Origin of the sequence: Leisingera sp. MMG026, assembly GCF_021654205.1 — a bacterium.
Taxonomy (GTDB): domain Bacteria; phylum Pseudomonadota; class Alphaproteobacteria; order Rhodobacterales; family Rhodobacteraceae; genus Leisingera.
In genome coordinates this window covers 79358-101704 of record NZ_JAKFZM010000015.1, presented here as the reverse complement: position 1 = coordinate 101704, position 22347 = coordinate 79358, and the positions used below count along the sequence as shown (strand labels likewise).

Below are 22347 nucleotides of genomic sequence, written 5' to 3'. Positions count from 1 at the left end.
ATCACACCTCAATCGTTTTCGGACGGCGCCGTTCAAACCACATGATGATCATCAGCCGGGTGACAAAGATCGCGGTGAAAACCGAGGTCAGAATGCCCAGCCCCAGGGTGATCGCAAAGCCGCGCACCGGGCCGGAGCCCATGGCGAACAGGATCACTGCGGTGATGAATGTGGTGATATTGGCGTCAAGAATGGCGCTCAGCGCCTTGGAGTAGCCTTCGTCAATCGCCTTGGCCGGGCCGCGGCCCGCCTTCAGCTCTTCGCGGATGCGTTCAAAGATCAGCACGTTGGCGTCCACCGCCATGCCGACGGTCAGAACGATACCGGCGATGCCCGGCAGTGTCAGGGTGCCGCCGATAAGGCTGAGCATACCGAAAATCAGCGCGATGTTCAGGATCAGCGCCACATTGGCAAACAGGCCGAACAGCCCATAGCTGAGGCCCATGAACACCAGCACAGCGATAAAGGCCACGATGGTGGCGATCTTGCCCGCATCGATGCTGTCCTGGCCCAGCTCGGGGCCAATGGTGCGTTCTTCCAGGAACTCCAAGCCTGCCGGCAGTGCGCCTGCACGCAGCAGAACCGCCAGGTTGGTGCTTTCCTCAATGGTGAAATTGCCGGTGATGATGCCCGAGCCGCCCGGGATGTGCGACTGGATCACCGGAGCAGAGACCACCTCGTCATCCAGCACGATCGCAAAGGGCGAGCCGATGTTTTCGGCGGTGTAATCGCCAAAGCGGCGCGCACCCGAGGTGTTGAAGCGGAACGTCACCGCAGGCCGGCCGTTCTGGTCGAACGACGGCTGCGCATCCACCAGGTCCTCGCCGGTCACAACCGCAGCGGCTTCGATAGTGTAGTAAATGCCGCTTTCATCCAGTGACGGGATGATCTTATTGCCGATCCCCGGTGCAGCACCGGCATCGCTGCCACGGCCCACAACCGGGTTGAAAGTCAGCTGCGCGGTTGTGCCGATAATCGCCTTCAGTTCCGAAGCAGAACCAATCCCCGGCACCTGGATCAGGATGCGGTCGGCGCCCTGGCGCTGAATAGTCGGCTCGCGGGTTCCCACCTCGTCAATCCGGCGGCGCACGATCTCCAGCGCCTGGCGCACGGTGCGGTCGTCCGAGGCGATCTTCTCCGCCTCGCTCAAGCGCACCACAAGGATATCGGCTTGGGCGGAAACCTCAATGTCGTTGGCGCCTACACCGGTCAGTGTGGTAATCGGATTGGCCAGCTCGCGCACCGCTTCCAGCGCACGGGCCATGCCTTCGGGCTTGGTGATTTTCACCCGAATCTCATCCGCCTGCCCCGGCTGGCGGCGGAACGTGCCAACAGTGCCGCGCTCGGGCCGCAGCGCATCACGCACCTCCGGCCACAACGCATCCATCCGCGCCTCATAAACGTCGCTGACCTGCACTTCGGCCAGCAGATGCGCGCCGCCCCGCAAATCGAGGCCCAGGTTCACCAGCCCGGACGGCAGATACGACGGCCATTGGCCGGCCGCTTCCAGCCGTTCAGGTGTTTCACCCTTGGCGATGATATCCGCCGCGGCGTCGTTAGCCTGCTCGACGCGGGTGTAAAATCCGTTTGGCAGGGCAAGCATCAGGCCGGCCGCGCACACCAGCCAGATCAGCACCCTCTTCCAGAGATCAATTTGCAGCATTGCCCTGCCTTTTCAGTTTGTTAGAGGTCTAAGCTTACGACACAGGGTCGGTTTTGCTCAGCACCTGGGCAATGGTCGCCTTGATGACGCGCACTTTCACACCATCGGCAATTTCAACTTCAATCTCGCCGTCTTCCTTGACCTTGGACACCTTGCCGATCAAACCGCCCTGGGTCACCACCTGGTCACGCACCCGCAGCTGGTCGACCATCTTCTGATGTTCTTTCACCTTCTTCTGCTGCGGCCGGATCAGCAGGAAGTACATGATCGCGAAGATCAGGATAAGCGGGAGAAATTGGGCGATTGCGCCACTGTCCATGGGATTTTCCTTCTGTCAAAGCGGCATGAGGTTTCACGCCGGAATTTTGCAGCGGAACCTATGCGCTGGGGGGAAGGGTTGCAAGGCTGCCGCAAAGCAAAAGCGCAGCCGGGATAGGCCGTTGCAGGATTGCGTGGATGCCGCGCCGGGAAAGGCCGTCCAATCCGCTTGCCTGTGCCCGGCATCCCCAAGTTGCACATAGACCGCGCGCGCCCCTTCCCCTTTGTTCACCCTTGCGTCATAGGATGGGCCTACTGATTCAAACCACGACCCAACGCTAGGAGAGACTCTCATGCATGACATCCGCGCTATCCGCGAAAACCCTGCCGCATTCGACGCCGCTGTGGCGCGGCGCGGGGATGCGGGCGTGTCATCCGAGATCCTGGCGCTGGACGAGGCGCGGCGCGCCAAAATCCAGGCCGCAGAGGCCGCCCAGGCCCAGCAGAACAAGGCCTCCAAAGAAGTCGGCGCCGCCAAGGGCCGCGGCGATGAAGCCGAGTTTGAACGCCTGCGCGCACTGGTGGCCGAAAAGAAGGCCGAAGTGGCGGTGATGAACACCGAGGCCAAGGAGTTGGATCAGCAGCTGACCGATATGCTGATGACCATCCCGAACCTGGCCTTCGATGAGGTGCCGCTGGGCGAAGATGAAGACGACAACGTCGAAATCCGCCGCTGGGGAGACCCAAAGGAACTCGGTTTCGACGCCAAGGAGCATTTCGAAATCGAAGGCGTGAAGCCCGGCATGGATTTCGAGACCGCGGCCAAACTCTCGGGCAGCCGCTTTGTGGTGCTGTCGGGTGCGGTTGCCCGTATTCACCGCGCGCTGGCACAGTTCATGATCAACACCCATGTGGACGAGAACGGCCTGACGGAAACCTGGACCCCGGTTCTGGTGCGCGAAGAGATGATGTACGGTACCGGCCAGCTGCCCAAGTTCGGCGAGGACAGCTACAAGACCACCAACGGCTGGTGGCTGGTTCCGACTGCCGAGGTCACGCTGACCAATATCGTCAATGGCATGACGGTCGAGGAAGGCTACCTGCCGCGCCGCTATGTGGCGCACACCCAGTGTTTCCGCTCTGAGGCGGGTTCGGCCGGCAAAGACACCTCCGGCATGCTGCGCCAGCACCAGTTCGAGAAGGTCGAAATGGTCTCGGTCACGCATCCGGACAAAAGCGGTGAAGAGCATGAGCGCATGACCCGCTGCGCCGAAAACATCCTGGAGCGGCTAGGCCTGCCCTATCGCACCATTGTTTTGTGCACTGGCGACATGGGCTTCGGCGCCAGCAAGACTCACGACATCGAGGTCTGGGTGCCCGGCCAGAAGACCTACCGCGAAATTTCCTCTGTCTCGGTCTGCGGCGATTTCCAGGCCCGCCGGATGAACGCGCGCTTCAAGCCCGGAGATGGCGGTAAGCCGCAATTTGTGCACACACTGAACGGCTCCGGCCTGGCGGTGGGCCGTTGCCTGATCGCAGTGCTGGAGAACGGCCAGCAGGCCGACGGTTCTGTGAAGCTGCCCGAGGTGCTGGCCCCTTATCTGGGCGGCAAGCTGACCCTGACCGCGGATGGCGCACTGGCCTGATCCAAACGCCCGCACAAAACAGAAACCGGCTCCCAAAAGGCGCCGGTTTTTTAATACATTCAACGCAATGAGGCTATTTCTTAACCTTTTTCCTGCCGGCACCTTTGGCGGCAAGAATAGCCTGGGCCTTTGCCTTTTCTTTCTCGATGGCCTTTTTCGCTTTCGCTTTGACCTTCTTGGCCTTCTGCTTGGCTTTTATTCTTGCCGCTGCAAACTCCACCGCCAGCTGCGCCGCTTTCCGCTTGGCTTTACGGGCCTTGGCCTGCGCCTTGGCGGCCTTATCCTCCGCTGCCCGGCGCGCGGCCTCGGCGGCTTCCAGCTGGGCGTTCAGTTCACCCTGCAATTTACCAGAAGCCTTACCTTCCGAAGATCTGACCACTTTCTTGTCTGGAATCTTTCCGCTCACGAACCGGGTCTCCTTGTATTTAGGCACGCAAGGCCCGGCAACTGAAGCCGTCAAAGCCTTGGCAGCCTCCAGCAGTACCACCGCAAGTCTGGTTACGATACCCGTGATGCTGTGCAGCAGCGGTTTCCCCGCACGGGCCAGACCAGATAAAAATGGGTCGGCAGTACAGGCTGCGACCCCTTAAAGCAGAGCCCCCCTCAGCCCGGGAAGGGTACCAGGCATTTTTTGTCCTCATCCCATAGCTTCAGCGTCAGCGCCCGCACTGCTTCGCCAAATTTAATCCGGCGCAGCCCCAGTTCCGGTGGCAGGCTGTAATGGCACTGGCGCAGCCGGTAGGACGGGATCCGGGCATTGTAGTGGTGAATGTCATGCAGGGTGATATTGGCCACCGCCATGTCGAAGATCCAGCCGAAATCCAGGCAGGAGGACCCCTGCAGCGCCGCCACCTGCGGATTCAAATCCGGGCGGCGGTCCCAATAGGTATCCTCAAAGTTATGCTGCAGGTAGACCAGGAACACCCCGATCATGCCGCCCAGGAACGAGAACGCCAGCCAGACCCAGATGCCGGTTATCCCTGCTGCCCGGTACAACAGCGCCAGCATGGCCACGATCACCAGATTATGCAGGACCACCCCCAGCGCCCCAAACCGCCGGGTGTTCTTGGGCCAGCGATAACGGATGAAGTAGGTGAATGCCGCACCCAGCGGCACCAGCACAAACGGATTGCGGTACAGACGGTAGGCCAACCGGTCCCAGACCCCTGCCTTGGCCCATTCCCGTACGGTCATGGTGTGGATCTCACCCGTCTCCCGGTGTTCCAGATTGCCGATGTTGGAATGGTGCAGGTTGTGGTTCTGCTTCATCACCTCAAACGGCGCAAAGGTGAAGGGCGACAGCACATGGCCGGCAATCTCGTTCTGGATCCGGGTTTCAAACAGGGAATGATGCCCAGTGTCATGCTGCAGTACATACAACCGCACTGCGGCAAAGGCAAAAACCACACCTGCCGGCAGCATCGCAAACCACTGGTCCGCATAGGCGATGGCCACGGTAAGCGCCGCAAAGTAGACCGCAAATGTTCCAAAATAGCTGAGCGACGCCAGCCGGTTGTCCTGTTGTGTGAATTGACGCGTATGTGTCCTCAGATCCATGAACCCGTCCCTAAAGCCGATGCGTGACAGCTGTGCAAAACGCGCATCCCGTCCAAAGTAAATTTCCAGATAACTCCGCCTTGTGCAAAAACAAGGTTACCACCGGATAATCCATTCAACTTGAAAGGTATCAATCTGCAGCTGCGAAGAAAACACAGAGCAGCGAAGCCCCGCATGAGGCAGGCAAAAGGCCGCTCAGCCCCGCGCAACGCAAAAGCGCCGCCCGTCAGGGCGGCGCCGGGCCCAACGGGCCTAGGTATTTTTTAGAAATGCCGCAGGCCGGGCGGGATCGCCCTGCCCTAGCTGGATCCGCCGCCGCGCTTATTCAAATGCTTGGCCAAAGCGCCGGCATTCTTGGCGCGCTTGCCCTTGTAGGGGTTCTTGTCGCCCTGGCCGCGCATATACAACCGGATCGGGGTGCCGGGCATATCGAAATCTTCACGCAGGCCGTTGACCAGATACCGGTTATAGCTTTCCGGCAGCTTATCGGGATGCGAGCACATCACCACAAACCCCGGCGGGCGGCTTTTGGCCTGGGTCATGTAACGCAGCTTGATCCGCTTGCCCTGCGGTGCTGGCGGCGGGTGCTGTTCCAGCATGCCAACCAGCCAGCGGTTCAGCGCCGCGGTCGGCACCCGGCGGTTCCACACAGTATAGGCGCGCATGATCGCGTCATGCAGCCGGTCCAGCCCTTTGCCTGTCTTGGCCGAAACCGTAACCAATGGCGCGCCGCGCAGCTGCGGCAGCAGGCGGCCGAAGGCTTCCTTCAGATCGCGCAGCTTTTCCTGCTTGTTGTCTTCGATGTCCCATTTGTTGACTGCAACCACAACCGAGCGGCCCTCGCGCTCGGCCAGGTCGGCAATCCGCAGGTCCTGCTGCTCGAACGGGATATCCGCATCCAGCAAAACCACAACGACTTCGGCGAATTTCACCGCGCGCAGGCCATCGGAAACGGACAGCTTTTCCAGCTTTTCCTGCACCTTGGCTTTTTTGCGCATACCGGCCGTGTCAAACACCCGCATCGGCACGCCGTTCCAGTTCATCCGCAGCGAGATCGCATCGCGGGTGATGCCTGCCTCGGGTCCGGTCAGCAGCCGGTCCTCGCCCAGGATCTTGTTGATCAGCGTCGACTTGCCGGCGTTGGGGCGGCCCACAACAGCAACCTGCAGCGGCTTGGCATCGGTCGGCTCGGGGATGCTCTCAACCTCGTCCTCACCGATTTCCTCGTCCAGCACCACATCGGTGACCGGCGAATGATCCACCGCCTCGGATTCAAACTTCTCTGCCAGCGGCATCAGGACTGAATACAGATCAGGCATCCCTTCGCCATGCTCCCCGGACAAGCGCAAGGGCTCGCCCAGACCAAGGCTGTAGGCCTCCAGCACACCGGCTTCGGCGGCATTGCCTTCGGCCTTGTTGGCGACCAGGATCACGTGGGCGGATTTGCGGCGCAGGATGTCGGCAAACAGCTCATCCGTCGGTGTCACGCCGGTGCGCGCGTCGATCATGAACATGCAGATATCGGCCATATCCACCGCCCGCTCGGTCAGGCGGCGCATGCGGCCCTCGAGCGAATTGTCAGTGGCATCTTCCAGACCCGCGGTATCAATCACCGTGAACCGCAAATCGCCCAGCCGCGCCTCGCCCTCGCGCAAATCGCGCGTGACACCCGGCTGGTCGTCGACCAGAGCCAGTTTTTTGCCCACTAGGCGGTTGAACAGGGTGGACTTGCCCACATTGGGACGGCCCACGATGGCGAGGGTAAAGGACATCAGACCAGCTTTCTGCGATTCAGACGCGGCTCATAACGCATCCGGGCGGCATCCGCCACCCGGAAACACGGATCAGCGGTATGCCAGCAATTCACCCTTGGAGGAAACCACGTAAAGCGTCCGCCCTGCAACAACCGGCGCGGTGGTGGCGCCGCCCGGCACTTCAATGGTTCGGGTCAGGCTGCCGTCCTGCGGGTTGAAGAACCGCAGCAGGCCGTCGTTGGAGGCGACAATGATCTGCCCGCCCGCCAGAACGGGGCCGTAATGCACATGGATCCGGCCGCGCTTGCCGGGCTTGTCCTTCAGAAACCCAGGCAGATCCACTGCCCAGACCACCTCGCCGCTGCCGCCGTCCAGACGCAGCAGCCGGTTCTGGTCGCTGACCTGGAACAGGCTGCCGCCCGCGGGCCATGCGGTTCCAGAAGCACCTTCGCGCGCGGTCCACAGCCGGTCACCGGAGTCCAGATCGATCGCAACGGTGCGGCCCGAGTTGTTGCCTGCGTAAAGGCGCTTGCCCGAAACCACCGGTGCACCGGTCACATCGCTGATCCGCGACAGGGTCTGACCAGTGCGCTGACCGGAGACGGACGCGCTCCAGCGCCGCAAACCGCCGCGGCGGAAGGTGGCGATCAGATCGCCGGACCCAAAGGCAAAAACCGCCAGATCGTTGGTCACCACAGGCGCAGGCGCGCCAAGGATATTCGACGCCGAGGGCGAGGCTTCGATCTGCCAGGCGATGCGGCCGTCCTTGGTCTTGACCGCCCAGCCGGTGTCATCGCCAGCCACCAGATAGACCAGCCCGCCGCTGACCCGCGGCTGGCCGGATCCGGTGGCGTCCAGCTCCTGGCGCCAGATCAGGCTGCCGTCGGCGGCGTTCAACGCCGTGAGCACGCCATAGCCCGAGGAGATGTAGAGCACGCCATCGTCATAGGCCAAACCGCCACCGGTTGCCTGGCCCTCGTCATCTGCTGCCGGGATCAGCGTGCTGCGCCACAACACCTGGCCCTGCTGCGATACCGCCGAGACCTGTGCTGCGCTGTCCAGCGCGTAAATGCGCCCGCCGCCGACAACCGGTGTTGCGGTGATACGCTGGCGCCGCCCATCGCCGTCTCCGATGGACGCGGACCAGATCCGCTGCGGCGCGGCCGACAGCGCCGGATGCGATGTGCGGGTGGCCTCGGCGCCATGGCCCTGGGCCCAGCTTGCATTCGCCACCTGTTTGGGCAAGGAAATCGCGCGGGATTGATTAACCACCTCAATTGCGGCCTCTGGACGGATGTCCTCGCGTTCGCCGCGCAGGATGATCTCCTCCTCGGAACAGGCGGCCAGAATTGCCACCGCTGCGGTGCCGCACAAAAATGCCCGTGCCCGGGAGAAAGTTAAGTTTTTTGTCATTGCCCTGCCCTGTCTGCCGTTCGTGTTCCGCAAGTTCCCATCCGCGGAGCGCCTTACCCCTCAGGCGCAGAGGCATCCTCAACGGAGCCGCCAAGCGCCACAATCACCTGAGTTGCCCGTTCTTTCAAGTCCGCACTCACAGCCGCATCCGCCGCAATCCCGCGAAGCCGGGTGATTGCGGCAGCGCTGTTGCCCTCTTCAATCTCCAAAAGCGCCAGCTGTTCCGAGGCCAGCAGCGCCAGCGGCGCGCCCGGCTGGGCCAGCGCCTCATATTGCAGGCGGCGGTCGCCGGCACTCAGGGTTCCGGACTGCAGGGCCAGCGCCTTAAAGCTGGCAATATGGCGGTAAATCAGCGGCAGCTCGCCATTGACCGCCACGGCTTCCAGCCGCGCCACGGCCTCGGCGGTGTTACCCGCGTCCGCCAGCGCACCGGCTTCAAGCATCTTCAGAATAGCCGCGCCGCCTGCGCTTTCGGCTGAAACTGCAGCCAGCGCTTCGGACCGGCTGCCGCTGCCGTCAATCTCCAGCGCCGCGGTGATCGCATCCCCCAGCGCTTCGGCCGCCGCCTGGTCCTGTGCTTTGCTGTACTCTCGGAACGCCGCGCCGCCGACGATCAGCGCCACCACAGCACCGCCGATCCAGCCGTAGCGCTTCAGCATCAGGAAAAGCCGGTCACGGCGGACCTCTTCGGTCACCTCGTCGATAAAGCTGTCGGTATCGCTCATGAAAAGCCCCTGATATGCGCGGCCCGGACGTTCCGCCCGAACCGGTATTGAATGCGTTGCGCCCCTCTTAACCCGGCTCAAAGCCCAAGCCAAGTGGCCCGTTTGCACCAGAAACGCCGGCAATTACGCCAGAAAAGCAAGAAATGTGAACTAAACCACTTAGTTTAGAATGGACATCTCCTATATCAGGCTTATCCATACGCGCGACTCCCGTTGTGAGCAGGCCCCGCCGTATTCTGGCTATGGCTCATTTTGCACCCGGGACCAGACAAGAAACAGGAAGACCCGATATGCGTATCATTCCGATGCTGACTGCAGTGGCTGTGACGGCCGGCCTCTATCTGGTGGTGATTGAGCGCGACGATCTGATGGCCTTTGCCCGCGGCGAGAATGCACCGGAGGCAGCCGAGGCCGAAACCGGCATTGATGACGGCCAGGCGCTGACCCAGGCCGCGGACACGCGCGTTGGCGTGGTGGCGCTGCAAAGCAAGGCGCGCACCATTGGCAGCGCGGTCATCCTGCGCGGCCAGACCCAGGCAATCCGCCAGGTCGAAGTCCGGGCCGAAATCACCTCGACTGTGATTTCCGAACCTCTGCGCAAAGGGTCGCATGTTAAGAAGGGCGACCTCTTGTGCGAGCTGGACCCCGGCACCCGCCCGGCCATGCTGCTGCAGGCGCAGGCCCAGCTGAAAGAAGCCCGGATCAACCTGACCGCCTCCTCTAAGCTGTCCCAGGGCGGATACGCTTCGGAAACCCGGCTGGCTTCCTCCGAGGCCGCAGAGCGGACGGCACTGGCTGCCGTGGCTACTGCAGAAAAAGAACTCAGCCATCTGACCATCACCGCGCCGTTTGACGGCCTGCTGGAAAGCGACACCGCCGAGCTTGGCAGCCTGCTGCAGCCTGGCAGCCTGTGCGGGACCGTGATCCAGCTCGACACCATCAAGCTGGTTGGCTACGTGCCCGAGGCCGAGGTGAACAAAGTGACCCTGGGCGCCACGGCAGGCGCCGAGCTGGCAACCGGCCAGCAGGTGCAAGGGGAAGTCACATTCCTCAGCCGTTCTGCCGACCCGAACACCCGCACGTTTGAGGTGGAAATCACCGTTCCCAACCCGGATCTCAGCATCCGGGACGGCCAAACGGCGGATATCGCGATTTCGTCGGCCGGCCGGCTTGCGCATAAGCTGCCGCAATCGGCGCTGACGCTGAACAACGAAGGCAAGCTGGGTGTGCGTGTTGTCGGTTCCGACAGCACCGTGGTATTCTACCCCGTGCAACTGCTCAGGGATGAGGCCGACGGCGTTTGGCTCGGCGGCCTGCCCGAAACCGCGGATGTGATCGTGGTGGGGCAGGATTTTGTGACCGAAGGCGTCGCCGTGGCGGCCACCTACCGGGAGACTGAACAGTGATTGGCATTGTCGATTGGGCTGCCGGCCGTGCCCGGATGGTCCTGGCCTTTATAGCAATCTCGCTGCTTGTCGGCGGCGTCGCCTATTCAATGCTGCCCAAAGAGGGCGAGCCGGATATCGAAATCCCCGCCCTGTTCATCTCGGTCCCCTTCCCCGGCATTTCCGCCGAAGATTCCGAATCCCTGATGGTCAAGGTGATGGAGACCGAGCTGGCCGACCTTGACGGGCTGGACAAGATGACCTCCACCGCCGCCGAAGGCTATGCCGGTGTGGCGCTGGAGTTTGATTTCGGCTGGGACAAGACCGCGATCATGGCCGACGTGCGCGACGCCATGGACAAGGCCGAGGCAGAGTTTCCCGAAGGCGCCGAGAAATACTCGATCACCGAGATCAACTTCTCGGAATTCCCGATTGTCATCGTAAACCTGACCGGCGCCGTTCCGGAACGCACGATGGCGCGCATTGCCAAAGACTTGCAGGACGATCTTGAAGCCTTGGACGCCGTGCTGGAAGCCGGGATCGCCGGCAACCGCGACGAAATGGTCGAGGTGCTGATCGACCCGCTGCGGCTGGAGGCCTATAACGTCACGGCACTTGAGCTGATCAATGTTGTCCAGAACAACAACCAGCTGATTGCGGCGGGTGAAGTGGAAACCGCACAGGGCACTTTTGCCGTCAAGATCCCCTCCTCGTTCGATGAGGTGAAGGATATCTATCAGCTGCCGGTCAAAACCAACGGCGACCGTGTGGTAACCCTTGGGGAGCTGGCGCAGATCAATTTCACCTTCGAGGACAGGGTCGGCACTGCCCGGTTTAACGGCGGCGACACCGTGGCGCTGCAGGTGGTCAAGCGCAAGGGCTACAACGTTATCGACACCGTCAACCTGGTGAAAGAGACGCTGGAAGCCTCCAAATCCAAATGGCCGCCGGAACTGCAGGCCGCGGTTGAAGTCGGCACCTCCAACGACCAAAGCCGCGTTGTCGGCTCGATGGTCAGCCAGCTTGAAGGCTCGGTTCTGACCGCCGTGGCGCTGGTGATGATCGTTGTTCTGTCCGCACTTGGCAGCCGCGCAGCACTGCTGGTCGGCTTTGCGATCCCGACCTCGTTCCTCTTGTGCTTTGCCTTCCTGGCGCTGATGGGCGTCACCATTTCCAACATGGTGATGTTCGGCCTGATCCTTGCCGTGGGCATGCTGGTGGATGGCGCCATTGTCATCGTGGAATACGCCGACAAACGCATTAAGGAAGGCACCGGCCCGATGCACGCCTATGTCGAGGCGGCGCAGCGGATGTTCTGGCCGGTGGTGTCTTCCACCGCGACCACGCTCTGTGCCTTTCTGCCCCTGCTGTTCTGGCCCGGTGTGCCCGGTGAATTCATGGGCATGCTGCCGGTCACCATGATCTTCGTGCTGTCGGCCTCGCTGGTGGTGGCGCTGATCTACCTGCCTGTCATGGGCGGCGTCACCGGCCGCATCAGCCGCACGTTTGAGGGCGCCTCCCGCGCGCTGCGCATGGTCGCGCCCTGGTGGCTGCGCGCCGCTTTGGTGCCTGTCGCCATGTGGGGTATGTTTGCAGGTGCTATGCAGATGCTGAACCCGTCCTACCTTCTGGGCGGCGGGGCCGGCGGATTGGGCGGCGTGCTGTTTGGCGGGCTGGTCTTTACGCTTGCCTCCTTTGCCGCCTCCATCACCCTGAGTGCGGTCAAGATCGAGCGCGAGCAGAAAGAGGTTACCCCCGGTTACCACCACACGCCTTTCGGCCATGTGATCAAATTCATCGCCGGCAACCCGGTAATGCCCATCGTGACCATCGCCGTGGTGGCATTTTCCATCATGACGGTGTTCAAAACCTTTGGCGAAAACAACCTCGGCGTTGAATTCTTCGTGGATTCAGAACCGGAGCAAGCCACCGCCTACGTCCGCGCCCGCGGCAACATCTCGTTGCTGGAAAAGGACGAAATGGTCCGCGCCGCCGAAGACATCATCCTGCAGCACCACGCGGTGATCAACGTCTTTTCCTTTGCCGGCGACGGCGGGTTGAACACCGACAGCTCCGGTGCGCAGCTGCCGCCCGACACCATCGGCCAGGTCCAGTTCGAGATCATCCCCTGGGAAGACCGCCCCACCGACAGCGAGCCGCTGGACGGCTGGTTCGGCGGGTTGCTGAGCAAATATCTGGGTTTTGAAAAGGAACTCATTGCCGAGGAATACGACGGCAACACGGTTCTGGATGAGCTGAACGCCGAAATGGTCAAGCTGCCCGGGTTCGAAGTTGAGGTCCGCGCTCTGGCGCAAGGTCCGGCCTCCGGCAAACCAGTGCACCTGCGCCTGCGCGGTGACGGCTGGGAGGATCTGACTTCCGCCACCCTGGCCGCACGGGAGCATTTTGAAAACACTCCCGGACTGATCCTGATCGAAGACAGCCTGCCGCTGCCCGGCATTGACTGGCAGATCGACGTCGATGTGACAAAGGCCGGCCGCTACGGCGCCGATGTGGCAACCGTTGGTGCGATGGTGCAGCTTGTGACACGCGGCGTGCTGCTGGGCGACATGCGGATGGACAGCTCGGACGAAGAAATCGACATCCGCGTCCGCCTGCCGGAGCAGGACCGGGTGCTGTCAACGCTCGATAACCTCAAGGTCCGCACTGCCGACGGGCTGGTGCCGCTGTCCAATTTCATCACCCGCCAGCCGGTGCCGAAACTGGCCCAGATCAACCGCATCGGCCAGGAGCGCTACTATGACGTGAAGGCCGACGTGGACGCGGGTCTGAGCAAGGCTGTGATCGAAGATCCGGATACCGGCGAAATGACCCGCTTGGCGCTGCTCAAGGACCTGCCCGAAGGCACGCAGGCTACCGGAGAAACCGTCGTCTCGCCCAACGGCAAGATCCTGCAGCTGGTCCAGCTGACGGGTGCCGAAAGCCTTGAGGCGCTGAAGGCAGCACTTGAGGATGGTGCCAGGGTCAGCCCGGTGAACCCGAACGAGCGGATCGCCGTGATTACCGAGTGGCTGGAAAGCGACCCGCTGCCGCGCGGTATCGGCTGGGAATGGACCGGCGACCAGGAGGAGCAGGAGGAATCCGGCGCCTTCCTGTCCAAGGCGTTTGCCGGCGCGCTGGCGCTGATGTTCGTGATCCTGCTGGCCCAGTTCAACAGCTTCTACAACGCGGCGCTGGTGCTGCTGGCGGTGGTTCTGTCCACTACCGGGGTGCTGATCGGCATGATGGTAATGCAGCAGCCGTTCTCGATCATCATGACCGGCACCGGCATCGTGGCGCTGGCGGGGATTGTGGTGAACAACAACATCGTGCTGATCGACACCTATCAGGAGTTCGCCCAGCAGATGCCGCGGATCGAGGCGATCATCCGCACTGCCGAGGCGCGTATCCGTCCGGTGCTGCTGACCACCATCACCACGATGGCCGGCCTTACCCCGATGATGTTCGGCGTCAGCCTGGACTTCATCGACGGCGGCTACTCGATCGACAGCCCCACTGCGCTGTGGTGGAAACAGCTGGCAACCGCTGTGGTATTCGGCCTGGGCATCGCCACGGTGCTGACCTTGGTGGTCACCCCCTCGCTGCTGGCCATCCGGGTGTGGTTCGCCACCTACATGCGCGCCTTGGGCCGGGCGCTGTCGCGGATCACCCGCGGCCGCTCCAGCCGCATCGCGCAGGACTCGCGCCTGTTCAAAAAGGCGCGCCAGCTGCCGACGACGGAAATCCAGTGGGTCGAAAGCGCGGCCCCCGAAACGATTGAAGCCCCAGCGGAGGAGGGAGAACCCGAACCGCCCGCACCGCAGGGCCGCCTGCGCGCAGCCGAATAACCGGCCGCAAAAAAAGCCCCGCTCCGGCGGGGCTTTTCTTTGCAGCAGCCGGGGCGCGCCCAGCCATTGCCTGGATCAGTCGGTAAAGGTGTATTCACCCAGATCACACAGATCGAGACCAAAGTCTTCTGCTTCGGATCCATCATCAAAGCTGCCGCGGATGTCGTAGACGCAGGTGGTTGCACCGTCGGCAATCACCACACCGATCTCATAACCAGGCGCCAGATAACCGCCATCCATCAGATTGTCTTCCCAATCGCTGGAAGACGCCGGGGATACATTGAACTCAACCAAATCGGCGCTGCTGTCATTGATCAGCAGGAATTCCAGGTCCTCGGCAAAGGCAGGAGCCTGAAAAGCCAGGAGGGCAGCCGCGGCGGCGGCAGGTAGAAGGGTCTTCATCTGATTGTCCTTTCGATCAGGTCAGCCGGCGCCCGTGCCGCTGATCCCGGAATGACAGCACTTTAGGTACGTCGCTTTACCGGTCAATGGGGAAAGCTGCTTAGGGCTTCCCCAGCGTAAACTTCTGCCTGGCAAGGCCCCGGCGCGGTTCACGGTTCCGCAGGAAAGTTATGCATATTCTGCCGGTAGACGAGGATAAGTCCCGGAAGGCAGCACATGGCACGGCAACTTGATCTCCGGAAAGGGTTCGCCTGGGCCGCGGCCCTGTTGTTTCTCACCGCCGGCACCTGTCCCGGACAACCGGATGCGCGCGGGCTGCAGCCATCCGCGGTAATAGCTCCGGACGGCAAGGAGGCCCGCTCGACAGCGCTGATCATCACCGGCGCCGAAGGCTGGAGCAAAGAGCTAGCCGCCCGGGCGCAGCGCCTGTCGGACATGCATACCCTGGTTATCGGCGTGGACGGGCGGGCGCTGCTGTCGCAGGCGGGCGGAGATTGTGCTGCTGCCGCACCGCTTTTGTCCGGCCTCGCCCGCCGCACCCAGCAGCAGCTGGGCGCCCTGGCCCGCACTCCGGTTCTGTCCGGCTATGGCGAGGGCGCGGCCATCGCCCTCCATGCCGCAGGCACCGCACCCAACAGCTTCAAGGGGCTGGTCACCGTGCACTTCGACGCGTCCCCTCTGCTTTGCGCAGGCAACGCGCTGACAGACGCGCAGGCGGGAAAAGCCCCGGTGCGATGGTTGGACATCGCGCAGCCGGGAACCGTCTCCGCCGCCAGCGGTATTGCCGGCGCCACCGTGGTCGATCCAGAACCCGATCCGCGCCGCGCGTTTTATCAAAGCTACCTGCGCCTTGCGGGCACCGATCACGCCTTTGACACGCAGACCGCCGCCGCAGGCTCCGGCTTGGACGGTCTGCCTCTTACTATTCACCAGGACGCGGATGCGCCTGCCAGCGGCACCTACGCCATCTTTCTGTCCGGCGACGGCGGCTGGGCCAATTTTGACGAACAGGTGTCCGACCGGCTGGCAGCACAGGGCATTCCGGTGGCCGGCATCTCCAGCCTGCGTTACATGTGGCAGGAGAAACGCCCGGAACAGATCGCCGCGGATCTTGTCCGCATAGACGCGCATTACCGCACTGTTTTCGGGCGGGACAAGGTGCTGCTGCTGGGGTTCTCGCTTGGCGCCAACACCCTGCCCTTCGCCGCCGCTGAGCTGCCGGAGCGTTTCCGGGCACGGCTGGCAGGTGTCGGCCTGATTGCACCGGAGACGCACACCGGTTTTGAAATCGTTGTGGGCGGGTGGCTGGGCCGGAAGACCGGCTCGGTTGAGGTGGCCCCGGCCATTGACGCCTTGGCCGCCAGCCTGCCGCCTGCGCGGATTTTATGCCTGTATGGCCGCAATGAGACCGTCAGCGCCTGCCCGGCTTCCAGCCTGCCTGGGCGGCAGCAGGTGGTATTTGAGGGCGGCCACCATCTAGGTCATGACCACGCCCGCATCGTTCGCACCCTTTCAGTACTTGCCGGGACTGGCAACTAGGCGCCAGATTGGCCCGGCCTGCTGCGGTTTGGCCAATGGAACAGTTGCAGCCAGGCTTCCATCGGAAAGCGTCTGTTTAGCTGCAGAAACCTCGTCCCTCCCGCAGTTCACAAAATCTTATTCACCACATGTCATAGGTGTATTAAAGCGGAATCGCCTCCCGCTTTACGTGTTTTTTTGTTGAGGAAATGAAATGTCATTACGATCGCAAATCCTGGCACTTATCGCTATCCCATTCATCGCGCTCGCCGGTATCGGAAGCTTTAAGGCTCTGTCGGATTGGGACCGTTACCAAAATGCGCAATCCTCGCGGTCACAGACCAGCGAATCCGTTGCATTGATGAAGGTCATCCACTTCCTGCAGGTTGAGCGCGGCCTGTCCGCAGTTTATCTGTCCTCGGACAACCAATCCGGTGCAGCTGACCTGAACAGCACCAGAGCCGAGGTGGACGGGGCGGCGCAAAATGTGCCGCAGACAGCAGCCTCCACGCTGAAGCATTTGGAGCAACTTGCCGCACTGCGTGACTCCGTCACCGCTCAGACATTGACACCGGGTCAGATGGGCGCGCGCTATTCCGCAATGATTGCCAGCCTTCTGCGGGATACCAGCGCACAGCTGCTGCAAATGAAGAACGCACAAGTGGTGCAATACAGCGCCGGCCTGGTCAGCCTGGCCTACGCCAAGGAAGCTGCAGGCCAGCAACGGGCTGCGGGGGCATCCGGCTTTGGCGCGGGCAGTTTCAATTTGAACCTCTACCGCTGGTTCACCGAAACCACAGCAGTGGAGAAACAGCTTCTCGACATCGCAAACCTTGCCTTTGACGGGTTGATGCCGGAGCTGGGTATCCGTGGGGGCCTGGAGGCAACCGGGCTGCCAGGCATCCGCACCGAAGTTCTGGATGCAGGCCCGGGCAACCCGGCACCAGGGTACACGTCGCAAAACTGGTTTGACCGGGCAACCCGCTGGGTCAGCTCTCTCAGGGATGTGGAAAACACTGTCACCGGTGCAATGATTGCCCTCACAGTTGAGGAAGCAAGCAATGCCCGCCAGGCGCTGATCCTCACCCTGGTTGCGGTCGCCGTGTCGCTGGTTGTCAGCGGCACCATCGGTCTGCGCCTGATCATGGCCTTCACCAAGCAGTTCGGCGCCCTGCAGGCCGACCTGGACAGACTCTCCCGCAAGGAGTTTGATTTTGAGCCGGCGTATCTGCAGTCCAAGACCGAAGTCGGCAAGCTCAGCCGCGCAATGGAACAAACCCGTGCTGCGCTAGCGGAAGGCGAAGACAAACTCGCCTCCATCGAGGCCAGCCGCATTGCCGACCGCGGTGCCGTCGTCGGCAAGCTTGAAGACAATCTTGCCCGCCTCTCCAACCGCGATCTCGAATGCACCATCGTCGAGGCGTTCCCGGAAGAATATGATCAGCTGCGCCAAAGCTTCAACACCACAGTATCAACGCTGAAGGAAACCATCACACAGGTGATCTCGGCCACCAGCAGCATCCACAACGGCGCAACCGAAATCAGCACCGCCTCGGATGATTTGTCGAACCGCACAGAAAGCCAGGCCGCCACGCTGGAAGAAACCGCTGCCGCGCTGGAACAGCTGACCTCTTCGGTAAAATCCTCAGCCGAGGGTGCCCGCGACGTCGAGAACACGATGCAGGAAGCCCGCCAGGAGGCCGAAGGCAGCAGCGAAGTGGTGCGAAACGCGGTTGCCGCAATGAACGAGATCGAGCAGTCGTCGGTCAAGATCTCACAGATCATCTCGGTCATCGACGATATCGCTTTCCAGACCAATCTTCTGGCCCTGAATGCAGGTGTCGAGGCCGCCCGAGCCGGGGAAGCCGGCAAGGGTTTTGCCGTTGTCGCGTCCGAAGTCCGGGCTTTGGCTCAGCGCTCTGCTGATGCGGCAACCGAAATCAAGACACTGATCGGCGACAGCTCCAAACATGTGAAACAAGGGGTCGATCTGGTTGGTGAAACCGGCGTGGCGCTGACCAGCATCGTGGGCCGCGTCAACACTGTTTCGGAACTGGTGTCCAACATTGCCGAAGGCGCTGCCGAGCAGTCGACCGGCCTGAGCGAGATCAACACCGGCGTCAGTCAGCTGGATCAAGTCACCCAGCAAAATGCCGCCATGGTGGAAGAAGCCACCGCTGCCGGCCACTTGCTGCACACCGATGCGGGTAAGCTGGCAGAGGTTGTGGCTCAATTCAAAATTGCCGGACTGGCCGCCCCGGCCGCGCCCAGCACATTCGCAGACACGGCGCCGGCAGGTCCCAGCGCACATGGTGAAGATATCGAATTCGATTCAGCAGTTCCGATGCCTGCCAAAGCAGCAAACGCAAGCTGGGACGATTTCTAGGTCCGGTTTTACACTGCACGAAACAGGAAAGGCCGGTTGCTGAACCGGCCTTTTTCCATGAGCGATTTGCCTTCGCTGCCCTGTCCGCAGCTTGCCGTCAGGCCGTGTCCTTTTCCGCCTGCTGGCGCTGCCACAGCCGGGCATAGCGGCCATCCTGCGCCAGCAGTTCGTCATGCGTGCCGGTCTCGGAAATTTCCCCCTGTTCCAGCACCACAATCCGGTCCGCTTCAGCAATGGTTGACAGGCGGTGGGCAATGGTGATCACCGTGCGCCCCTGCCCGGCCCGCGCCAGCGCTTCCTTGATCTCCTGCTCTGTGTCGGTGTCCAGCGCCGAGGTTGCCTCGTCCAGCAGCAGCACCGGCGGGTTCTTCAGCAATGTGCGGGCAATGCCAACCCGCTGCTTTTCGCCGCCCGACAGTTTCAGTCCGCGCTCACCAACCTGGGTGCCGTAACCCTCTGGCAGGGCTGCGATGAAGTCATGGATTTGCGCGTCGCGCGCCGCTTGCTCCACGTCGGCCTGAGTGGCCCCGTCGCGGCCATAGGCGATGTTGTAACGGACCGTGTCGTTGAACAGCACGGTGTCCTGCGGCACCACACCAATCGCGTGGTGCAGGCTTTTCTGACTTACATCCCGCACGTCTTGCCCGTCGATCTTCAGCGCGCCGCCGGTGACGTCGTAAAAGCGGAACAACAGCCGTCCGATGGTCGATTTTCCTGATCCGGTAGAGCCGACAATTGCCACCGTCTGCCCGGGCTCTGCCTCCAGCGAGACACCTTTCAGGATCTCCCGCCCGGCATCATAGGAGAACCGCACATCCTCCAGCGTGATCCGGCCGCCATTGACCTGCAGCTCGCCAGCTCCGGGACGGTCGCTCACATCGGCCGGTTGCTCCAGAAGATCGAACATCTCGCCCATGTCCACCAGGCTTTGGCGGATTTCGCGGTAAACAGTGCCAAGGAAGTTCAGCGGCACGGTGATCTGGATCATATAGGCGTTGACCATGACAAAATCGCCGACCGTCAGCGCCCCCCGCTCCACGCCGATCGCGGCCATCACCATGACACCGATAAGGCCCGCAGTGATAATCATACTCTGGCCGAAATTCAGGGCTGCCAGCGAATAAGCTGTTTTCAGCGCCGCCTGCGCATAGCCCCGCATCGCCCCGTCATAACGCGCCGCCTCGCGCTCTTCGGCGACGAAATACTTGACCGTCTCGTAGTTCAGCAGGCTGTCGATGGCTTTTTGATTGGCGTCGGTGTCCTGCTTGTTCATCTCGCGGCGCAGTTTTACCCGCCATTCGGTCACCGCAAAGGTGAACCAGACATACAAAGCAATGGTGCCGGCCACGACCGCCAGATACCAAGCGTCGAACAGCACCGTCAGGATCACCGCCACCAGCGTCAGCTCCAGGATCAGCGGTCCGATGGAAAACAGCATGAACCGCAGCAGGAATTCGACGCCTTTCACCCCGCGCTCGATGATCCGGCTGAGGCCCCCGGTCTTGCGGGTGATGTGATAGCGCATCGACAACCGATGGATATGGGTAAAGGTCTCCAGCGCCAAACGCCGCAGGGCGCGCTGCCCGACCGGGGCAAAGATTGCATCACGCAGCTGTTGAAAGCCAGTGGTCAGGACCCGCGACATGCCATAGGCCACCGTCAGCCCGACGGCGCCCAAAGCCAGCGGCGGCACCCCCTTCCCGGCGAGGCTGTCGACCGCGTCCTTGTACAGCATCGGTGTGTAAACCGCGATCAGCTTGGCCAGGACCAGCACCGCAAGTGCCAGCACCACCCGGACCTTCACGGCGCGGTTATCCTTGGGCCACAGATACGGTCCCACCCTGCGCAAAGTGCGCAGGCCGGAGCGGCGTTCGTCTTCGGCGGTGTCGGCTTGCAACGGCACGGCGGCCTGGTCTGTCTGGGTCATGGCGGTTCCTGGCTTGACCCCTTCAGATATTCACCTGTTCACGGATTTGCGAGGGGCGGACAGGAAAAACGCGCCGCAGGGGCGCGGTTCTCTGGCGTTACTCCGGAACAGTAAAGACTTGCCCCGGATAAATCAGGTCGGGATTTCGGATCGCGCCGCGGTTGGCCTCAAAGACCCGGACATACAGAAAGCCGCTGCCGTATTTCTGCTGGGAAATGGCCCAGAGCGTATCGCCCTTCTGCACTGTTACCGCCTGAACCAATGGCACTGGCTGTTCCGGCGTTGCGTCGCCGCCCGGTTGCGGCAGCGCCTCGGGCGCTTCGCGTTTGAAGGGGGTTTCCAGACGGCTGACCACAGCGCCGGTTGCCGGTTCGACCTCGTCCAGGCGCAGTGTGTAAATGCCTGGCGCCACATCCTCCAGCCGGCCGCTCCAGCGCCCGTCTGCCGCGGCGCCCAGCTCGGCCACCGGCCGGTTGTCGACATAGACCCGCACCTGTGATTGCGGCTGCGCCCGTCCCGACAGCTCAACCCCGCCGCTGCCATTGTAGCTGATTGAATCCAATGCCACTTCGTCACCCAACCCTGGGTCAGCAGGAATTGCGGGCTGCACCACCTCGATGCCCTCCGCGTCAGCCCTCAGAACCGCCACAGCCTGCCCCTGCGGTTGCGGCGTTCCGGGTTCGACGGCAGGCGCGGGATCTGCTGCAGACGGAACCTCGGCTGCAGCATTGGCTGTTGCCTGCCCGGCGCTGGCAACATCTTCGCCTGCGTCCGCCGTTCCTGCATCTGAGCTTGCGGGTTGATCCAGGGATGCCGCAGGGGCTTCAGTCCCGGATTGTTCCACGAGGGCATTCTCTGCAGGGTCCAGGGTGGCAACTTGTTCCGGCGCAGGCGCTGTGACGTCTTGTTCCGCACCCGTTACGCGCGAAGCCCCGGTTTCCGCGGCCTGCGCCGATTGGGCGGCCTCGCCCGCCGCCGCGACCGAAACCGGGCTGGCCGGCGCCAAGATAAAGGTCGCCCCGGAGGCATTTTTCTGCCCTTCATGTTCGGCCAGAAGCGACACCACCCGTGCATCGGTGCTTGGTGCGATCGAGGTCAGAGAGACGAATTCACCGCCCGCAGGCACTTCCAGCTGCTCCAGCACTTCGCCGTCCAGCAAGACGGAAATACGCACCCCCGCCTGGGCGCGCCCTGCAATCACCGCAGAGCCCTCGTTGTCGACACGCACCAGGTCCAGCTCGGGGGCTTCCAGAACAAAGATGCCTTCGTTGGCATCCGGCGCCAGCAGTGCTGCTTGACCGGTGCCCTGTACCTCGCCGCCGGGTTCGGCCAAGGCGATTTCATCCGGCCGCGCCTCTGCTTCGGCAGTTTGATCCGAGGATGTTTCGGTTTCAGTTCCGGCCGTTTCCGGCTGGCCTTCAGAAACCGCTGTTTCACCAAGTTCCCCTGCCGCAGCCGCCTCCGGCACCGGTTCCGGACCTGCCTCCGGATCCGCAACCGTCAAGGCCGCTGCCGGCGCACCTGTTTCTGCCTCAGCTCCGCCGGTGTCTGGAACAACAGCCGCAGTTTCAGCTTTGGTTTGTGCCCGGTTCTGCAGCGGCTGACCGGATTCATCGCCATCCCCTAAAAACGCACCGCTCCCGTTTGCCGCCTGGCTGCCCGCCTGCCCGTCCGCCGTCCCGCCGCCTGGCTGGCCGCTGCCGAACACCCCAAGCTGGAACAGCACCACGCCGCCCAGCACCACGGCCACGCCGGCAATACCGCCAATTGTGAGGGCCCCCAGGCCCCCGCTTCCAGATGCTTCCGCCATTTCGATCCCTTCGGCATTTGCGGAATGTTGCCTTCCGCTTAGTTGAGCAAACCTA

Annotated in this window: 15 protein-coding genes; 5 read left to right on the top strand and 10 right to left on the bottom strand. The window is 62.4% G+C overall.

Going from position 1 to position 22347, the window contains the following annotated elements:
• Nucleotide 1: 1 nt before the first annotated feature.
• Nucleotides 2-1663: a protein translocase subunit SecD gene (secD, locus tag L1069_RS10425; protein WP_237455626.1), complete on the bottom strand. Its 1662-nt coding sequence runs from the start codon at nt 1661-1663 to the stop codon at nt 2-4.
• A gap of 34 nt (nt 1664-1697) precedes the next feature.
• On the bottom strand, nt 1698-1982 hold the full coding sequence (gene yajC, locus L1069_RS10420) for a preprotein translocase subunit YajC (protein WP_024089858.1): 285 nt from the start codon (nt 1980-1982) through the stop codon (nt 1698-1700).
• A gap of 292 nt (nt 1983-2274) precedes the next feature.
• Between yajC and serS the strand changes: the two genes are divergently transcribed.
• The gene (gene serS / locus L1069_RS10415) at nt 2275-3567 is read left to right on the top strand and encodes a serine--tRNA ligase (RefSeq protein ID WP_129371075.1); all 1293 of its coding nucleotides are present in this window, start codon (nt 2275-2277) and stop codon (nt 3565-3567) included.
• Nucleotides 3568-3640: 73 nt separating this feature from the next.
• Here serS and L1069_RS10410 read toward each other — a convergent pair whose 3' ends face one another.
• The 5 genes from L1069_RS10410 to L1069_RS10390 form a co-directional block, all read right to left on the bottom strand.
• A complete protein-coding gene (locus tag L1069_RS10410; protein WP_237455625.1) occupies nt 3641-4054 on the bottom strand; it encodes a hypothetical protein in 414 nt (137 codons plus the stop codon).
• A 116-nt stretch (nt 4055-4170) separates the two neighbouring features.
• Nucleotides 4171-5124, bottom strand: coding sequence for a fatty acid desaturase (locus L1069_RS10405; RefSeq protein ID WP_129371076.1), 954 nt, complete (start codon nt 5122-5124; stop codon nt 4171-4173).
• A 299-nt stretch (nt 5125-5423) separates the two neighbouring features.
• Entirely contained in the window at nt 5424-6896 is a 1473-nt protein-coding gene (gene der, locus L1069_RS10400) for a ribosome biogenesis GTPase Der (RefSeq protein WP_129371077.1), read from the bottom strand.
• Nucleotides 6897-6968: 72 nt separating this feature from the next.
• On the bottom strand, nt 6969-8291 hold the full coding sequence (locus tag L1069_RS10395) for a PQQ-like beta-propeller repeat protein (RefSeq protein ID WP_237455624.1): 1323 nt from the start codon (nt 8289-8291) through the stop codon (nt 6969-6971).
• 53 nt (nt 8292-8344) lie between these two features.
• Nucleotides 8345-9016: a hypothetical protein gene (locus L1069_RS10390; RefSeq protein WP_237455623.1), complete on the bottom strand. Its 672-nt coding sequence runs from the start codon at nt 9014-9016 to the stop codon at nt 8345-8347.
• Nucleotides 9017-9306: 290 nt separating this feature from the next.
• Here L1069_RS10390 and L1069_RS10385 point away from each other — a divergent pair, with 290 nt between their 5' ends.
• Together L1069_RS10385 and L1069_RS10380 are read left to right on the top strand one after the other, a co-directional pair.
• The gene (locus L1069_RS10385) at nt 9307-10422 is read left to right on the top strand and encodes an efflux RND transporter periplasmic adaptor subunit (protein WP_129371080.1); all 1116 of its coding nucleotides are present in this window, start codon (nt 9307-9309) and stop codon (nt 10420-10422) included.
• Nucleotides 10419-14249 (top strand): efflux RND transporter permease subunit, encoded by a 3831-nt coding sequence (locus L1069_RS10380; RefSeq protein ID WP_237455622.1) that lies wholly within the window; start codon nt 10419-10421, stop codon nt 14247-14249. Before L1069_RS10385 ends, L1069_RS10380 begins: the two co-directional genes overlap by 4 nt.
• A 75-nt stretch (nt 14250-14324) precedes the next feature.
• Here the strand turns inward: L1069_RS10380 and L1069_RS10375 are convergent, their stop codons facing one another.
• Complete coding sequence (locus L1069_RS10375; RefSeq protein ID WP_129371082.1) at nt 14325-14651, bottom strand: hypothetical protein; 327 nt, start codon at nt 14649-14651, stop codon at nt 14325-14327.
• A gap of 216 nt (nt 14652-14867) precedes the next feature.
• Between L1069_RS10375 and L1069_RS10370 the strand changes: the two genes are divergently transcribed.
• Both L1069_RS10370 and L1069_RS10365 read left to right on the top strand, forming a co-directional pair.
• Entirely contained in the window at nt 14868-16190 is a 1323-nt protein-coding gene (locus L1069_RS10370) for an AcvB/VirJ family lysyl-phosphatidylglycerol hydrolase (RefSeq protein WP_237455621.1), read from the top strand.
• Nucleotides 16191-16383: 193 nt separating this feature from the next.
• A complete protein-coding gene (locus L1069_RS10365; protein ID WP_237455620.1) occupies nt 16384-18555 on the top strand; it encodes a methyl-accepting chemotaxis protein in 2172 nt (723 codons plus the stop codon).
• Between the two features lie 97 nt (nt 18556-18652).
• Here the strand turns inward: L1069_RS10365 and L1069_RS10360 are convergent, their stop codons facing one another.
• Together L1069_RS10360 and L1069_RS10355 are read right to left on the bottom strand one after the other, a co-directional pair.
• Nucleotides 18653-20482, bottom strand: a complete 1830-nt coding sequence (locus L1069_RS10360) for an ABC transporter ATP-binding protein/permease (RefSeq protein WP_237455619.1) — start codon at nt 20480-20482, stop codon at nt 18653-18655.
• 97 nt (nt 20483-20579) lie between these two features.
• Nucleotides 20580-22292 (bottom strand): LysM peptidoglycan-binding domain-containing protein, encoded by a 1713-nt coding sequence (locus L1069_RS10355; RefSeq protein WP_237455618.1) that lies wholly within the window; start codon nt 22290-22292, stop codon nt 20580-20582.
• Nucleotides 22293-22347: the final 55 nt, after the last annotated feature.

Excerpts from the sequence above, each read along its gene's own strand:
- secD (WP_237455626.1), bottom strand. The coding sequence starts at position 1,663 with ATGCTGCAAATTGATCTCTGGAAGAGGGTGCTGATCTGGCTGGTGTGC.
- L1069_RS10360 (WP_237455619.1), bottom strand. The coding sequence starts at position 20,482 with ATGACCCAGACAGACCAGGCCGCCGTGCCGTTGCAAGCCGACACCGCC.
- L1069_RS10385 (WP_129371080.1), top strand. The coding sequence starts at position 9,307 with ATGCGTATCATTCCGATGCTGACTGCAGTGGCTGTGACGGCCGGCCTC.
- L1069_RS10355 (WP_237455618.1), bottom strand. The coding sequence starts at position 22,292 with ATGGCGGAAGCATCTGGAAGCGGGGGCCTGGGGGCCCTCACAATTGGC.
- yajC (WP_024089858.1), bottom strand. The coding sequence starts at position 1,982 with ATGGACAGTGGCGCAATCGCCCAATTTCTCCCGCTTATCCTGATCTTC.
- serS (WP_129371075.1), top strand. The coding sequence starts at position 2,275 with ATGCATGACATCCGCGCTATCCGCGAAAACCCTGCCGCATTCGACGCC.
- L1069_RS10395 (WP_237455624.1), bottom strand. The coding sequence starts at position 8,291 with ATGACAAAAAACTTAACTTTCTCCCGGGCACGGGCATTTTTGTGCGGC.
- L1069_RS10390 (WP_237455623.1), bottom strand. The coding sequence starts at position 9,016 with ATGAGCGATACCGACAGCTTTATCGACGAGGTGACCGAAGAGGTCCGC.
- der (WP_129371077.1), bottom strand. The coding sequence starts at position 6,896 with ATGTCCTTTACCCTCGCCATCGTGGGCCGTCCCAATGTGGGCAAGTCC.
- L1069_RS10375 (WP_129371082.1), bottom strand. The coding sequence starts at position 14,651 with ATGAAGACCCTTCTACCTGCCGCCGCCGCGGCTGCCCTCCTGGCTTTT.
- L1069_RS10405 (WP_129371076.1), bottom strand. The coding sequence starts at position 5,124 with ATGGATCTGAGGACACATACGCGTCAATTCACACAACAGGACAACCGG.
- L1069_RS10365 (WP_237455620.1), top strand. The coding sequence starts at position 16,384 with ATGTCATTACGATCGCAAATCCTGGCACTTATCGCTATCCCATTCATC.
- L1069_RS10370 (WP_237455621.1), top strand. The coding sequence starts at position 14,868 with ATGGCACGGCAACTTGATCTCCGGAAAGGGTTCGCCTGGGCCGCGGCC.